Raw genomic sequence first — 14393 nt, 5'->3', positions numbered from 1 at the left:
CGGCGAAGGGCATGATGGGACGTTGTGTGCCCCGTGGGCGCCGGGGCGTCAATGCCTGCCCTCCCGGTAGCTGGTGCCGGACGCCTCCATCCCGACCTCTCCCGCGCGGGCCGGACGCGCGCGCGGACGGGCCACCACGATGCCGGCAAGGATCAGCGCGCCACCCACCGCCTGAAGCGCGGTAATTGGCTCATCCAGAAGCAGGGCGCCCAGCGCTGCGGCGGAGGCCACCTCGAGAAAGAAGACCAGCGCGCCGAACGCCGGCGGCACGGAGGCAAGGCCCACCGCCATCAGCCCCTGTCCGCCCACCTGCGAGACGAGGGCCAGCGCCACCAGCGCCGCAAGGCCGCCGGCGCTGGCGGGCCACAGGGTCGGCTCCGCCATGAGGGCCACCGCCAAAAGGATCAGCGCCGTCGTGGCGGTGGAGACGAGGGTGATCGCCGCCGCCCCGCGCGAGGCACGGGCCCGGCTGACGGCGAGGAAATAGCCCGCGAAGAACACCGCGGTCGCGAGCCCTGCGGCATCCCCCGGCAGATGCTGCGGATCGAACTGCCACGAGCGCCCCACCAGCGCCAGAGCCCCCGCAATACACAGCGCGAGGCCGATCAGCCCGTCACGGGACACCTTCTGGCGCAGCACCAGCACCGCGAAGGCCGTGATCCACAAAGGCGACGTGGTGGCAAGCACGGTCGCGTTGGCGACGGTCGTGCCGAGGATGGCGAGATGCCAGAAGAATAGGTCCCCGGCGAAGAAGGCGCCGGCCAGCAGCGACAGCCGGTCGGGCCGGAAGGCGCGCGTGCCCTCGGCGAGAGCGGCCCACAAAGCCAGCGGCGGCAGGGCGAGCGCCACCCGCCAGAAGGCACTGGCGAACGGCCCCACATCCGCAAGGCGGACGAAGAGCACGGAGGCGCCCATGGCCAGCGCCCCGAGCGTCAGCATCAAGGTACCGAACGCCAGGGTGAGAGAGGGGGTTTTGGTCACGAAAACCTGTCCCGCCGCGGGTCTCGGGCCGGTTGTGGATCACCGGCAGGGTGGAAAGCGGGGACGCATCCTTGACGCGCGGCTTTCTGCCCGCCTCTATCAGCTTTCCCTCCGGAGCCATCGCGGCTCCACCCTTTGACCCGCGCGCCGGCCCGGCATGGCCGCGACGGACGCGCGGCGGAACCCAAGGAGACCGTCCAGGTGGCGGAAGACGTTTCAGATTCCCCCGCGGGCTTTGCCAAGGAACAGCTCAAGTCCTTCATCGAGCGCATCGAGCGCCTCGAGGAGGAGAAGAAGGCCATTGCCGACGACATCAAGGACGTGTTCGCCGAAGCCAAGGCCAACGGCTTCGACGTGAAGGCGCTGCGCACCATCCTGAAAATCCGCAAGGAAGACGTCGACGAGCGCAAGGAGCACGAGGCCATCGTCGATCTCTATATGCAGGCGCTGGGCATCTTCGTCTGAGACGGCAGCGGGCGGAGGGTCCGCCCGCGCGGATCACATGCGCTGGCTGTTGTAGGCCACCTGGGGCGCACGGAACACGTAAGTCGGCAGGTCCGCCACGGCGGTGCCGGCGAAGCGGGCCTTGAGGCCGAATGAGCCGTCCCGCGAGAAGGCCGTCGCCACCACTTCACGCGGCGGCGCCATGAAGGTCGCCAGCTGCCGCATCTCCGGCACGCGCAGATAAAGCTCGTTGGAGAGGCTCGGCGACAGGAACAGCCGCCCGAAGGCGATCTCGGACAGCTTGGTGCGCTGACGCGTGCTCGCCGGAGCGCTTGTCGCGGTCACTGGTGCCGTTGCAACGGTAGCCGGATGTCCGTGCGCGCCGGCCATGAAGCCGCCCGTCAGCGGCATGCGCTGATCCATCATTGAGCCTGCCGAGGCATAGCCAAGAACCGGTCCGGTCTCCCCGTCCGTGCCGCGGGTGATGACCGAGGGCAGCGGTACGGGCGCCGAAGTAAGGCTGGCGGTGCGGGTGTCGCGGTTGGCCTCCGCCGGGCGGGGCAGGGGCAGCGGCGCGAGGAAGCCGTTGCGCGTCGCCTGCGCACTGACCATGGCGCCGGCGACGATTTCGGCCGGCCGGGTCGGCGGAATGGGCATGGTGGCGGACGCGGTCCGCACCGCGCGGGCCGGGGCAGAGGCCGGCGTCTCGCGGCTGGCGGTGTCCTCGGCCGACGCCACCGTGGAGGAGGCGGCGGTCGGGGCTTCGCTGCCCTCGTCGTCATCCGCATCCTTCTTGCCGAACAGGCTGGCGAAGAAGTTCTTGCCCTTGCCGGCGCTTGCGACGCCGACGCCGGGCTTTGAGCCGCGCGCCTGAAGCTCGGCCAGCGCTACGTCGTATTTCGCCAGCGGCCGTCCGTCGGTCGGCACATGCACGGTCTTGCCGTCCGGGAAGACGCGGGCGAGCTGGTCGTGGGTCATGCGCGGCCAGTGGCGCACACTGCCGGTGTCCATGTGGACGAAGGGCGAGCCGGAGGTGGGATAGAAGCCCACGCCGCCGCGCTGGAGCCGCAGGCCGGCGACGCGCAGGTCGGTGAGGTTCACGCCTGGAATGTAAAAGTCCATCGCCTTGCCCAGCATGTGCTGGGAGAATTTGGCCACGCCGCTGGAGCGGGCGCGCAGCATGGAGTTGGTTTCCGGCGAGCGGTAGGACGAGACGATCTGGATCGGCGCGCTGGCATCCACCTCCCGGTAGACTTCCCAGACGATGTCGAACAGCTGGGGATCCATCTGGGTCGACTTCTGGTTGCGCCAGTCGCGCAGGAAGTGGTTCAGCTGGGCCAGCACCGCCTGGTCGTAGCGCCCGTCCTTCTTGAAGGTGAAGCTGCCGCTCTCGCCGGAATGGGTGTGGTGCAGGGTGATGGTGCGGGTGTCGCCGTTGGCGACCGCATTCTGCAGCGAGGTGGTGCCGGCAAGGATGAGACTTCCCGCCATGGCCAGGGACGGCAGGATCGCCTGAAAGGCGGACCGACCGCGAGGGCCGCGGGGGCGGCGCGTAAGTCGGACGGTTTCAGGCGTGGTGGGGATGGCCAATGTCTCGAACCCGAGGCTCAGATTTCAAGGACTTCGCGATGTGTTGCCGCGAAGCGATGGAGACGGAGTCTTGTCGGGTTCGGTTAAGGGTGCGTTGACACCCGGCTCCCCCAGCTCACCGAAGCTGGCAGATTGCCTTGCCCCGGGTCACGGTCCCGTGAGTAGCGGCGGAGTATGGCGAAAACGTGCCAGACGTTGCGTGAAGCTGTGGCCTCAAAGCATCAGGCAAGGGGCAGCAGTGCTGACATTCCGGCGAAAATCGCGGCGGGTTGTCGCGGTCGTTCGGGCGGGCACAAGCTAAGCCGCTGATAAAAAAGAAGGCCCGCCGGAGCGGGCCTTCTCTATGCTGTGCCGATCAGCGGGCGCGGGGCGTGGTCTTGGGCGGCGCGCCGTCGGCGATTCGCTGCTTTCCGTCGAGGCCGAGATAGGTCTTCGTGGCCGCGTTGATGCCGTACAGATCCTCGCGCATCACCAGCCGGCCGGCGCCATCCACGAAGGCGGTGAAATAGACGATGTGGACCGGGAAGCGCTGCTTCAGGTTGATGTAGCGCTCGGAGCCGCCGAACATCTTGGAGATGCGCTGCTCGCTCCAGGTGTCGCCCGGCAGGCCCATGTTGAAGATGACCTCGCCGAACTTCAGCGGCTCGTACACGCGCACGCAGCCGTGGCTGTAGGCGCGGCGGTCGTTCTGGAACAGCGCCTTGGACGGCGTGTCGTGCAGATAGACCGAATGGTCGTTGGGGAACATGAACTTGATGCGCCCCAGGGCGTTGCGCTCACCCGGATCCTGTCGGAACGAGTAGCCGCCCGAGCCGTTGCGCACCACCTGGATGCCGCGACGGGCGAGGGCGCTGGGATCGCTGCGCAGCAGCGGCATCATCTCGTTGCGGGCGATGCTCGGCGGGATGTTCCAGGCCGGATTCACCACGATGTACTGCATGTCCCGCGTGAGCAGCGGCGTCGGCGTCTCCGGCTTGCCCACCACGACACGGGTCTCGTGGATCACCCGACCGTCCTGATTGATGCGCACCATGAACTCGGGGATGTTGACCATCACGTACTTTTCGCCGAGGTCGCGCGGCAGCCAGCGCCAGCGCTCCATGTTGGCGATGACATCGTTGCGCAGGCTGCCGCCGCCGCTGGTCGCCCCCACATTGAGCGCGGCGAGCGTGGCCGGGCCGATGATGCCGGTGGGCTTGATCTTGGAGGCCTCCTGGAAGGCCTTGACCGCCTCGACCAGCGCCGGGTCGTAGACCAGATCATCCCCGGGCCTGCCGACGAGGCCGAGGCGGGCGCGCAAAGTGGGCATGCGCGGGTCGCTGGCGCCGGGCTTCACCTGCGGTCCGGGCGGGATCGCGGGGACGGTGGGCGCGCTGCCGTTCGCCCTGGCAAGCTGCGCCTTCAGCGCCTTGTAGCCGGGATGGGGCGGGTTGAAGGCGGCGAGCGCGGCGTTGGCGTCGGGCGCGTAGGCGATCTTGGTGAGGGTCGCGGTCGGGTCCGGGATATCGCGCACCGGGGTCACCAGCGAGGAGATGCGGCCGGGATCGAAGCGGCCGGACTGCGCATGGCGCGCATAGGTCATGGCGGCGACGGCGATCTTCAGCTCGGTGCGGGCGAGATCGGCCGCGGTGGCGCCCTTCTTCGGCACGGGCACCTGATAGTCGGCGGGATCGAGACCGTCTTCGCCGGCCGCATCCAGGCGCGCAATTACGGCCTTTCCGCGCGCATCGAGCCCGGTGTCGGTCACGAAGACCGGCATGGTCTGGCGCGCGCCATAGAAGGTCGCGAGCGCCTCCTGCTCCTTCTTGGAGGTGGTGATGGCCTCGGGCGTGGCGAGGAGCGCGGCGATGGCCTCGCTCACCGGCGCGAGCGGGTTGGCGGCGACCGCAGGCGCCGGCGCGGGTGTCGCGGCCTGGGCGGGAGCCGGCTGGGCGGGCGCTGCCGGGTTGGCCTGGGCTGCTGCAGGAGCTTGAACCGGGGCGGGTGCCGGGCTGTCGCCAGCCGAATCGACGCCGCCGCGAACCGGGCTCGCAACCGAGGCGGGAGCGGCGGCACGGGGCGCATAGGCCGGGGCCGCGGGCGCCGCGGCGGCCGGGGGCAGGGGCGTGGTGAGGGGGACGGCGGCATTGCCGGCGCCGTCGATGCCGCCGGAGGGCGCGGCATCGCTCGTGCCGATATCACCTGTGCCCATGCCGGCATTGGCGGTGACGGGAATGTCGCCCGGTGCTGCGGCGGCCGGGGCGACGCCGAGGGAGAGGCCGACCAGGCCAGCGCTCATCAGCCGGCACAACGTGCCCGCGACGCTAACCTCACGCTGAGCGATACCCATTGTGCTCTCCTCGCCTCCACCCGCTGTGTTGGTGCCGTGCCGGGAGGCTTCGATCAACTCACAAGCTTGGGCGAATGCCGGGTTTGTGGTGTCTTGTCACTCGGCAGCAACAAATTGTGCCGCTGACGGTTCCATCTGATGGTTGGTCTCTACCTCTGTCTCGCCCAGCTCGGCGAGCTTGCGGTAGAGCGTCGAGCGGCCGATGCCGAGTCGGCGGGCCACCTCGGCCATCCGCCCACCATAGAGGTGGCAAGCGAAACGAATGGCTTCGGCCTCGATCTGGTCGAGCCTGCGGGCGTGGCCGGAGGCGTCCAGACGGGCGAACGCGGAGCCGATCATCTCCTCCTCGTCGCGCTCCTGGCGCGTCTGCACCGCTGCCGAGGGGAAGGCGATCACATTGTCCTGAGCGACGGGCGACGGAGCCCGCTGCGGGGCCGGGCGGCTGGCCGCTGCGGCCTGCGCGAGCGCCACCGCATTGCCGAGCGCTACCTCCAGGCGGAGCGCGCCGGCCGGCTTCACCACGAAATCGCGCGCGCCGGCACGGATCGCGCCGCCGGCGGCGTCGAGGCCGGCCGGGGTCACCTGAACCACGACAGGGGTCTCGTCCCCCGCCGCCGCAAGGGCCGCGAGAACGCCCATGCCGTCGAGACCGGGCAGCACGAGATCGAGCAGCACCGCATCGAATCGCTCCGCCCTGAGAAGGGCGAGAGCCGCGTCGCCGTCATGGGCGATGGTGCAGCGGTAACCCATTCGGGTGAGCGCCTGGTCGAGGCGGCGCGCCTCGTCGGAATCGTCTTCGACGATGAGAAGGGAAGAAGACATGGAGGGGCGGGCGACTCGGTACGGGGAGATTCGTCCCCGACATTGGGCGGCGATGGTTAAGAACCCCTCACCCTGATGCCGCAAGGTCGCCACATCTCCCACCGCGCCTCTGCCGACCCGGCTTGCGGCGCAGGGCCATTGCGGCGATTTTGTCCGCCACGATCGAAAAGAGCGGGTGCGGCCGAACCGGACCGCGCCGCCCGTTTCCGGAGGTTCCATGCCGCACACTCTTCCGCACGTCATTGCCCGCGTTTCGGCGATGCCCGTTCGTTCGCACGATTTTGAAAGCGCCTTTGCCGCCGCCCGCCACGCCGCCCAGACCGCCGTCGCTTCCTCGGTAGCCATCGAGACGCTGCCCGAGTGGAACCTCACCGACCTCTATGCCGCCATGGACGCGCCGGAGCTGGCGGCGGACATCGCGAAGGCCGATGAGGAGTGCAAGGCGTTCGAGGACGCCTACAAGGGCAAGCTCGCCGACCTCCTCGCCGCCCCCAATGCCGGCGCGGCGCTGGCCGAGGCGGTGAAGCGCTATGAGGCGGTGGACGACCTCCTCGGCCGTATCGCCTCCTATGGCAGCCTCGTCTATGCCGGCGACACCTCGGACCCGGCCCGCGCCAAGTTCTATGGCGACATCCAGGAGAAGCTGACCGATTCGTCCACGCATCTCCTGTTCTTCACGCTGGAGCTGAACCGCCTCGACGACGCGGCGCTGGAAGCCGCCATGGCCGACCCGGCGCTCGGTCACTACCGGCCGTGGATCGAGGACCTCAGGAAGGACAAGCCCTATCAGCTCGACGACAAGATCGAGCAGCTGTTCCACGAGAAGTCGAGCCCGTCGCGCAGCGCCTGGAGCCGGCTGTTCGACGAGACGATCTCCTCGCTGCGGTTCAACGTGGACGGGCAGGAGCTCGCCATCGAGCCCACGCTGAACCTGATGCAGGACACGAAGGAGGAGGTGCGCCGCACCGCCGGCCTCGCCTTGGCCGATACCTTTTCGAAGAATCTGCGCCTGTTCACCCTCGTCACCAACACGCTGGCGAAGGACAAGGAGATTTCCGACCGCTGGCGCGGCTTCCCCGATGTCGCCTCCTCCCGCCACCTCGCCAACCGGGTGGAGAAGGAGGTCGTGGACGCCATGGTCTCGTCCATCCGCGAGGCCTATCCGCGCCTGTCGCACCGCTATTACGCGCTCAAGGCCCGCTGGTTCGGCAAGGAGCGGCTGGAGTTCTGGGACCGCAATGCGCCCTTGCCCAAGGTGGAAAGCCGCGACATAGGCTGGGGCGAGGCCAAGGACACGGTTCTGACCGCCTACGGTGCCTTCTCGCCGAAGATGGCGGACATCGCCCGCACCTTCTTCGACAAGTCCTGGATCGATGCGCCGGTCCGCCCCGGCAAGTCTCCCGGCGCCTTCGCCCATCCCACGGTGCCGTCGGCGCACCCCTATGTGCTGCTCAACTACCAGGGCAAGCCGCGGGACGTGATGACGCTGGCCCATGAGCTGGGCCATGGCGTCCATCAGGTGCTGGCTGCCCGCCAGGGCGCGCTGATGGCGCCGACCCCGCTCACGCTGGCGGAGACCGCTTCCGTGTTCGGCGAGATGCTGACGTTCCGCAAGCTGCTGGATTCGGCGGAAAATCCGCGGGCCCGCAAGATCATGCTCGCCCAGAAGGTGGAGGACATGATCAACACGGTGGTCCGCCAGACCGCCTTCTACACCTTCGAGCGCCACGTCCATTCCGAGCGCCGGCAGGGCGAGCTGACCTCCGAGAAGATCGGCGAGATCTGGATGCAGGTGCAGAGCGAGAGCCTCGGCCCGGCCATCCACCTCGGTGCGGGTTACGAGACCTTCTGGACCTACATCCCGCACTTCATCCACTCGCCGTTCTACGTCTACGCCTATGCCTTCGGCGACTGCCTCGTGAACTCGCTCTATGCGGTCTACGAGAAGGCGTCCGACGGTTTCGCGGAGCGGTATCTGGAAATGCTCGCCGCGGGCGGCACCAAGCACCATGCGGAGCTGCTGGCCCCGTTTGGTCTGGATGCCCGCGATCCGGCCTTCTGGCAGACCGGCCTCAACCTCATCGACCGCATGATCTCCGAACTGGAGAGCATGGAGGGCTGAGCGGGGGCGGGACCCTGCGCGCAGGCCGAGAAAGCGGCTTGCGGATGCCTTGGGCTTTACCGATCCTCAACCCTGTTCGTTGAGGATCGGTTCATGAAGCCGCGGTCGGTCCTGATCCTCCTGACGCTGGCCGCGACCCTCCTGGCCGCGGCGCCGTGGCTTCGTGTTCCCCTGGCCCTCGCCCAGCCGGGCGCGCCGCCGCCGTCTGTGCCCCTCCCGCCGCCCGTCCCCAACCGCTCCGGCATCGACACCGATGCGCTGAAGGCCGACGTGAAGGGCTCAGAGGAGGCGCAGCGCCAGCTCCGCGCGGATCTCGAAGCCGCCAAGGGCGATCGCGGCCGTCTCAACCAGATGCTGCTCGACACGGCCGCCCGCACCCGTGCGGTGGAGCAGCAGCTCATCGATGTGGAAGGCCGCATCGCTCAGCTGGATCGCTCCGCCGCGGACCTCGGCACCTCGCTCGGCAAGCGCCGCGGCGTGCTCGCCCAGGTGCTGGCCGCCCTGATGCGCATGGGGCGCGAGCCGCCGCCCGCCATCCTCATGCGCCCGGACGATGCGTTGGACGCGGTGCGCTCGGCCATCCTGCTCGGCGCCCTCCTGCCGGAACTGCGGGTGGAGGCGGAGACATTGGCCTCCGACCTGTCCGAGCTTTCGCGGGTGCGCACGGAACTCGCGTCCGCCCGCGACAGCCTCACCAGCCTGCGCACCGCCCTCGACGAGGACAGCCGTCGCCTCGCGGTGCTGGTGGGCGAGCGCCAGAAGCGGCAGGCGGAAGAGCATCCGCTGGCTTCCGCCGACAAGGCGCAGGCGGAAAGCGTCGCCAAGGCCACCGGCGATGTGCACGATCTCGTGACGAGGCTGGAGAGCGAGGTGGGGCCTTCCGCAAGGGCAGCAGATGCCGCGCAGGCGGTCACGCGCCCGCAGGAACCCGGCCGGCCCAACCTGACGGCCCTGAAGGACCCGGCTCGCCTGACGCCGGCCATCGCTTTCCCGCAGGCCAAAGGCTTGCTGCCGCTTCCGGTGGCCGGCGTGACGCTGCGGAATTTCGGTGCCGCCGATGGGGTGGGAGGTACCGAGAAGGGCATCACCATCGCCACCCGCGCGGGCGCACCGGTGAGCGCGCCGGCCGATGGCTGGGTGGTCTATGCCGGCCCCTTCCGCAGCTATGGCCAACTCTTGATTATCAACGCGGGCGGTGGCTACCATATTCTTGTGGCAGGCATGGAACGGATCACCGTGGAGCTTGGCCAGTTCGTCCTCGCGGGCGAGCCGGTAGGGGTCATGGGGGGCCTGTCCCGCACCGTGGCCAATACGGTGCAGCGCGGTCCGGGGGGCAGCGGCGCATCCGCCCAAAACGGCTCAACGTCGCCGGTGACGGCCACGGGACAGCCCCAATTGTATGTCGAGTTCCGAAAAGACGGGCTCTCGATCGACCCCACGCCATGGTGGGCGGCAACGGACAGTCAGAAGGTACGTGGATAATGCGTCGGACGTCTCTCTTTCTTTTTGGCGTGGCGGCTGGCGCCCTCGTGGCGGTTGCAGCGGTCCAGCCACGGCTGATCCTCGGGACCGCGGCCGAGGCCGCGTCGTCCGATACCTACAAGCAGCTCAATCTCTTCGGCGACGTGTTCGAGCGCGTGCGCTCCGACTATGTCGAGAAGCCCGATGACGCCAAGCTGATCGAGGCGGCCATCAACGGCATGCTCCAGTCGCTCGATCCGCACTCTTCCTACATGGACGCGAAGAATCACCGCGACATGCAGGTGCAGACCCGCGGCGAATTCGGCGGCCTCGGCATCGAGGTGATCATGGAAGACGGCCTGGTGAAGGTCGTCACCCCCATGGAAGACACCCCCGCGGCCAAGGCCGGCGTGCTCTCCGGCGACCTCATCGCCAAGCTCGACGGCGATCAGGTGCAGGGCATGACCCTGAACGAGGCGGTGGACAAGATGCGCGGGGCGGTCAACACGCCCATCACGCTCACCATCCTGCGCAAGGGTGTCGAGAAGCCCATCGAAGTGAAGCTGGTGCGTGACACCATCAAGCTGCAGACGGTGCGTTCGCGCATCGAGGCGGACGACATCGCCTATATCCGCATCAACTCCTTCACCAACGAGCAGACTTTCGAGACCCTGAAGAAGGCCATCGACGATCTGACCGCGAAGATCGGCCCGGACAAGATCAAGGGCTACATCATCGACCTGCGCAACAACCCCGGCGGCCTGCTCGACCAGGCGGTGGCGGTGTCCGACGCGTTCCTCGAGCGTGGCGAGATCGTCTCCACCCGCGGCCGCAACCCGGAAGAGACGCAGCGCTTCAACGCCCGCGGCGGCGACCTCACCAAGGGCAAGCCGGTGATCGTGATGGTGAACGGCGGCTCGGCCTCGGCTTCCGAGATCGTCGCCGGCGCGCTTCAGGATCACAAGCGGGCGACGATCCTCGGCTCGCGCACCTTCGGCAAGGCCTCGGTGCAGACCATCATCCCGCTCGGCCAGCAGGGCGCGCTGCGGCTCACCACGGCGCGCTACTACACGCCGTCGGGCCGCTCCATCCAGGCCAAGGGCATCGAGCCCGACATCGTCCTGGTGCAGGACCTGCCGGACGAGATGAAGCAGAAGCTCGGCGTTTCCACGGACTCGACCCGTGGCGAAGCCTCGCTGAAGGGCCACCTCAAGAATGGCGACGACGAGCAGACCGGCTCGCCCTCCTACGTGCCGCCGGATCCGAAGGACGACACCCAGCTGAAGCTCGCCGTGGAGCTGATGAAGGGCACCGTGAAGAACGCCGCCTTCCCGGCGACGCCGAACAAGTCCTCGCAGGCCAATTGATGACCTGACGGAAGCCGAGCGGCGCGCCGTTCGGCATCTGCTTAGACATTAGGCAAATGCCCCGTCCGAATGCTCGGACGGGGCATTTTGCGTTCTGGGACTGCGCCGGGCAGCCCCTGCCATCAAGGGTTGGTCCGGTCCGGCCGCCTCGCGGTGGTATTGCATGCACGCTGGCATACCGCTTGCTCCTTGGGGGTCGATGGCGCGATGCGCGCCGCCCACGGAGTTTCGGTCCCGCCATGCAGGCAACCCGCAGATCTTTCCTCTCCCGGACCCTGGCCGGCGCCGTTGTCGGCGGTGCGCTGGCCATCGGCCTCACGGCCGCCCCCGCCGCCGCGGAAGCCCTCGACGACATCCTCAAGGCCGGTGTCATCAAGATCGCCGTGCCGCAGGACTTCCCGCCGTTCGGCTCGGTGGGCACCGACCTCAAGCCCGTGGGCTACGACATCGACGTCGCCAACCTCATCGCCAAGGGCCTCGGCGTGAAGGCCGAGCTGGTGCCGGTGTCGAGCGCCAACCGCATCCCCTACCTGCAGACCAAGAAGGTCGACCTCGTCATCTCCAGCCTGGGCAAGAACCCGGACCGCGAGAAGGTGATCGATTTCTCCGTGGCCTATGCGCCCTTCTTCAACGGCATCTTCGGCCCCGCCGACGTGAAGGTCGAGAAGGTGGAGGACATTGCCGGCATGACGGTCGGCGTCACCCGCGGCTCGGTGGAGGATCTGGAGCTGACCAAGGTCGCCCCGCCCACCGCCGACATCAAGCGCTACGAGGACAACAACTCCACCATATCGGCCTTCCTCTCCGGCCAGGTGAAGGTGGTGGCGACCGGCAATGTGGTGGCCGCCGCCATCCTCGCCCGCAATCCGCCGAAGAAGCCTACTGTGAAGGTGCTGATCAAGAACTCGCCCTGCTTTGTCGGCCTGAACAAGGACGAGCCGAAGCTGCTCGAGAAGGTCAACGCCATCCTCACCGCGGCCAAGGCCGATGGCGCGCTGGAAAAGATCTCCGAGAAGTGGCTCGGCGCCCCGCTGCCGAAGGACCTCTGAGGACGCAGCTCCCTGTCCGGTGACGGGGCAGGGAGCGATCCACGGGCACTGCGCCATCGGGGGACCAGCCGGACATGGCCTACAGTTTCGATTTCTCATCCCTGGCCGATTACGGGCCGGTGCTGGCGAAGGGTGTCGCCATCACCGTGGAGCTGATCGTGGTCGGCGGCGCCCTCGGCGTCGGGCTCGGCATCGCCTGCGCCTGGGCGAAGGCGCTCGGGCCGCGCTGGCTCCGGCCCATCGTCTCCGCCTATGTGGAGCTGATCCGCAACACGCCGTTCCTGATCCAGCTGTTCTTCATCTTCTTCGGCCTGCCGGCGATCGGCGTCGGGCTTACCGAGATGCAGGCGGCCATCCTCGCCATGGTGATCAATCTCGGCGCCTATGCCTGCGAGATCATCCGCGCCGGCATCGAGGCGACGCCGCGCGGCCAGTTCGAGGCGGGGGCGAGCCTCGCCATGAGCCCCATCCAGACCTTCCGCCACGTGGTGCTGGTGCCGGCGCTGCAGAAGATCTGGCCGGCGCTGACCTCGCAGATCGTCATCGTCATGTTCGGCTCGGCGGTGTGCTCGCAGATCTCGGTTGAGGAACTGACCTTCGCCGCCAACTTCATCCAGTCGCGGACCTTCCGCGCCTTCGAATCCTACATCGTCGCCACCGTCCTCTACCTCCTGCTGGCGGTGCTTCTGCGCCAGGTCATGCGGGGGCTCGGGCTGTTTCTCTTTCCGCGCCGGAGGAAGACGACATGACCCAATTCACCACCTGGGACATCGTCTCCAACCTGCTGCTGGCGGCACGCTGGACCGTGCTGCTCTCCATCCTCGCCTTCATCGGCGGCGGCGTGGTGGGGCTCGTGGTGCTCTACTGCCGCATCGCCCGCAAGGTGTGGCTGCAGCGCGCCGCCAATCTCTACATCGAGCTGTTCCAGGGCACCCCGCTGCTCATGCAGCTCTTCCTCATCTTCTTCGGCCTGCCGCTCATGGGCCTCGACGTCTCTCCCTGGGCGGCGGCCTTCGTGTCGCTGACGCTGTGGACCTCCGCCTTCCTCGCAGAGATCTGGCGCGGCTGCGTGGAGTCGATCCCGAAGGGGCAGTGGGAGGCCTCCTCGTCGCTGGCCATGAGCTTCTTCGAGCAGCTGCGCTACGTGGTGCTGCCCCAGGCCCTGCGCATCGCCGTGCCGCCCACGGTGGGTTTCTCCGTGCAGGTGGTGAAGGGCACGGCGCTGACCTCCATCATCGGCTTCGTCGAGCTCTCCAAGGCCTCGACCATCATCACCAACGCCACGTTCGAGCCGTTCACCGTCTACGGCTTCGCCGCCCTCATCTATTTCGTGCTGTGCTGGCCTCTGTCGAAGAGCAGCCAGCTTCTCGAAAGGAAGCTGAATGTCGCTCATCACCATCACTGAGGTCCGCAAGAGCTTCGGCCAGAACGAGGTGCTCAAGGGCATCAACCTCGACGTAGCGGCCGGTGAGGTCATCGCCATCATCGGCAAGTCGGGCTCTGGCAAGTCGACCCTTCTGCGCTGCATCAACGGGCTGGAGACCATCAATGACGGCTCCATCACCGTCGCCGGCGCCCAGCTGGCGCCGGACGAGGTGCATCTGCGCGCGCTGCGGCTGAAGGTCGGGATGATCTTCCAGGGCTTCAACCTGTTTCCGCACCTCACCGCCGGGCGCAACGTGATGCTCTCGCCCATGGTGGTGAAGAAGGTGTCGCAGAAGGAGGCCGAGGCCGAGGCGCGGGTGCGCCTGGAGCAGGTGGGCCTCGCCCACAAGTTCGACGCCTATCCGGACGAACTGTCCGGCGGCCAGCAGCAGCGCGTCGCCATCGCCCGCGCGCTGGCCATGAAGCCGCTGGCGCTGCTGTGCGACGAGATCACCTCGGCCCTCGATCCCGAGCTCGTCAACGAGGTGCTGGCCGTGGTGAAGAAGCTGGCCGAGGAGGGCATGACCCTGCTCATGGTCACGCACGAGATGCGGTTCGCGCGGGAGGTCTGCGACCGGGTGGTGTTCATGCACCAGGGGCGGGTGCACGAGATCGGGCCGCCGGAAGAAGTATTTGCGAATCCTCAGACGGCGGAGCTCAGGCAGTTTCTCGGCCAAAGCTGAGGCCGCCGTGGGCCTTGCGTTAGGGTCAAGCCTCTCGCGGTGCGGCAATGCGGCCTATGCGCCATCCTCCCGTCATGTTGCCGCCTTGATCTGCCTGTGTTAGGCACTCCGGGATTTCGA

The 14393-nt window shown here is 68.0% G+C and carries 12 protein-coding genes; 8 read left to right on the top strand and 4 right to left on the bottom strand.

Annotated elements, in window-relative coordinates; all coding sequences use genetic code 11:
* Positions 1-48: 48 nt before the first annotated feature.
* Positions 49-981, bottom strand: coding sequence for a DMT family transporter (locus tag FHT36_RS14820; protein WP_348644470.1), 933 nt, complete (start codon positions 979-981; stop codon positions 49-51).
* Between the two features lie 201 nt (positions 982-1182).
* Here FHT36_RS14820 and FHT36_RS14815 point away from each other — a divergent pair, with 201 nt between their 5' ends.
* Positions 1183-1446, top strand: coding sequence for a DUF2312 domain-containing protein (locus FHT36_RS14815; RefSeq protein ID WP_029876550.1), 264 nt, complete (start codon positions 1183-1185; stop codon positions 1444-1446).
* Positions 1447-1479: 33 nt separating this feature from the next.
* Here the strand turns inward: FHT36_RS14815 and FHT36_RS14810 are convergent, their stop codons facing one another.
* The 3 genes from FHT36_RS14810 to FHT36_RS14800 form a co-directional block, all read right to left on the bottom strand.
* Positions 1480-2916, bottom strand: coding sequence for a DUF882 domain-containing protein (locus FHT36_RS14810; protein ID WP_169123274.1), 1437 nt, complete (start codon positions 2914-2916; stop codon positions 1480-1482).
* A 454-nt stretch (positions 2917-3370) separates the two neighbouring features.
* Positions 3371-5344 carry a murein L,D-transpeptidase gene (locus tag FHT36_RS14805; protein WP_169123273.1) on the bottom strand — a complete coding sequence of 658 codons (1974 nt, stop codon included), beginning with the start codon at positions 5342-5344 and terminating at the stop codon, positions 3371-3373.
* A gap of 96 nt (positions 5345-5440) precedes the next feature.
* Complete coding sequence (locus FHT36_RS14800; protein WP_169123272.1) at positions 5441-6166, bottom strand: response regulator; 726 nt, start codon at positions 6164-6166, stop codon at positions 5441-5443.
* 217 nt (positions 6167-6383) lie between these two features.
* Between FHT36_RS14800 and FHT36_RS14795 the strand changes: the two genes are divergently transcribed.
* The 7 genes from FHT36_RS14795 (at position 6384) to FHT36_RS14765 (ending at position 14273) form a co-directional block, all read left to right on the top strand.
* Entirely contained in the window at positions 6384-8288 is a 1905-nt protein-coding gene (locus FHT36_RS14795; RefSeq protein ID WP_407077078.1) for a M3 family oligoendopeptidase, read from the top strand.
* A 93-nt stretch (positions 8289-8381) separates the two neighbouring features.
* Positions 8382-9770: a murein hydrolase activator EnvC gene (locus FHT36_RS14790; protein ID WP_169123271.1), complete on the top strand. Its 1389-nt coding sequence runs from the start codon at positions 8382-8384 to the stop codon at positions 9768-9770.
* On the top strand, positions 9767-11116 hold the full coding sequence (locus FHT36_RS14785; RefSeq protein ID WP_169123534.1) for a S41 family peptidase: 1350 nt from the start codon (positions 9767-9769) through the stop codon (positions 11114-11116). The genes FHT36_RS14790 and FHT36_RS14785 overlap by 4 nt, the downstream gene beginning before the upstream one ends.
* Before the next feature lie 239 nt (positions 11117-11355).
* Positions 11356-12165 (top strand): transporter substrate-binding domain-containing protein, encoded by an 810-nt coding sequence (locus FHT36_RS14780; RefSeq protein ID WP_169123270.1) that lies wholly within the window; start codon positions 11356-11358, stop codon positions 12163-12165.
* 74 nt (positions 12166-12239) lie between these two features.
* A complete protein-coding gene (locus FHT36_RS14775; protein WP_169123269.1) occupies positions 12240-12914 on the top strand; it encodes an amino acid ABC transporter permease in 675 nt (224 codons plus the stop codon).
* Positions 12911-13570 (top strand): amino acid ABC transporter permease, encoded by a 660-nt coding sequence (locus tag FHT36_RS14770; RefSeq protein ID WP_169123268.1) that lies wholly within the window; start codon positions 12911-12913, stop codon positions 13568-13570. The genes FHT36_RS14775 and FHT36_RS14770 overlap by 4 nt, the downstream gene beginning before the upstream one ends.
* Positions 13548-14273: an amino acid ABC transporter ATP-binding protein gene (locus FHT36_RS14765; protein ID WP_024276750.1), complete on the top strand. Its 726-nt coding sequence runs from the start codon at positions 13548-13550 to the stop codon at positions 14271-14273. The genes FHT36_RS14770 and FHT36_RS14765 overlap by 23 nt, the downstream gene beginning before the upstream one ends.
* The last annotated feature ends 120 nt before the right edge of the window (positions 14274-14393 follow it).

Origin of the sequence: Xanthobacter sp. SG618 (assembly GCF_012932745.1) — a bacterium.
GTDB classification, from domain to species: Bacteria; Pseudomonadota; Alphaproteobacteria; order Rhizobiales; family Xanthobacteraceae; genus Xanthobacter; species Xanthobacter flavus.
This window is presented reverse-complemented; position numbering and strand designations above follow the sequence as displayed.

What these genes read in the sequence shown, in the direction of transcription:
- FHT36_RS14800 (WP_169123272.1), bottom strand. Translation starts at nt 6,166, where the DNA reads ATGTCTTCTTCCCTTCTCATCGTCGAAGACGATTCCGACGAGGCGCGC.
- FHT36_RS14790 (WP_169123271.1), top strand. Translation starts at nt 8,382, where the DNA reads ATGAAGCCGCGGTCGGTCCTGATCCTCCTGACGCTGGCCGCGACCCTC.
- FHT36_RS14770 (WP_169123268.1), top strand. Translation starts at nt 12,911, where the DNA reads ATGACCCAATTCACCACCTGGGACATCGTCTCCAACCTGCTGCTGGCG.
- FHT36_RS14810 (WP_169123274.1), bottom strand. Translation starts at nt 2,916, where the DNA reads ATGGCGGGAAGTCTCATCCTTGCCGGCACCACCTCGCTGCAGAATGCG.
- FHT36_RS14780 (WP_169123270.1), top strand. Translation starts at nt 11,356, where the DNA reads ATGCAGGCAACCCGCAGATCTTTCCTCTCCCGGACCCTGGCCGGCGCC.
- FHT36_RS14805 (WP_169123273.1), bottom strand. Translation starts at nt 5,344, where the DNA reads ATGGGTATCGCTCAGCGTGAGGTTAGCGTCGCGGGCACGTTGTGCCGG.
- FHT36_RS14765 (WP_024276750.1), top strand. Translation starts at nt 13,548, where the DNA reads ATGTCGCTCATCACCATCACTGAGGTCCGCAAGAGCTTCGGCCAGAAC.
- FHT36_RS14775 (WP_169123269.1), top strand. Translation starts at nt 12,240, where the DNA reads ATGGCCTACAGTTTCGATTTCTCATCCCTGGCCGATTACGGGCCGGTG.
- FHT36_RS14795 (WP_407077078.1), top strand. Translation starts at nt 6,384, where the DNA reads ATGCCGCACACTCTTCCGCACGTCATTGCCCGCGTTTCGGCGATGCCC.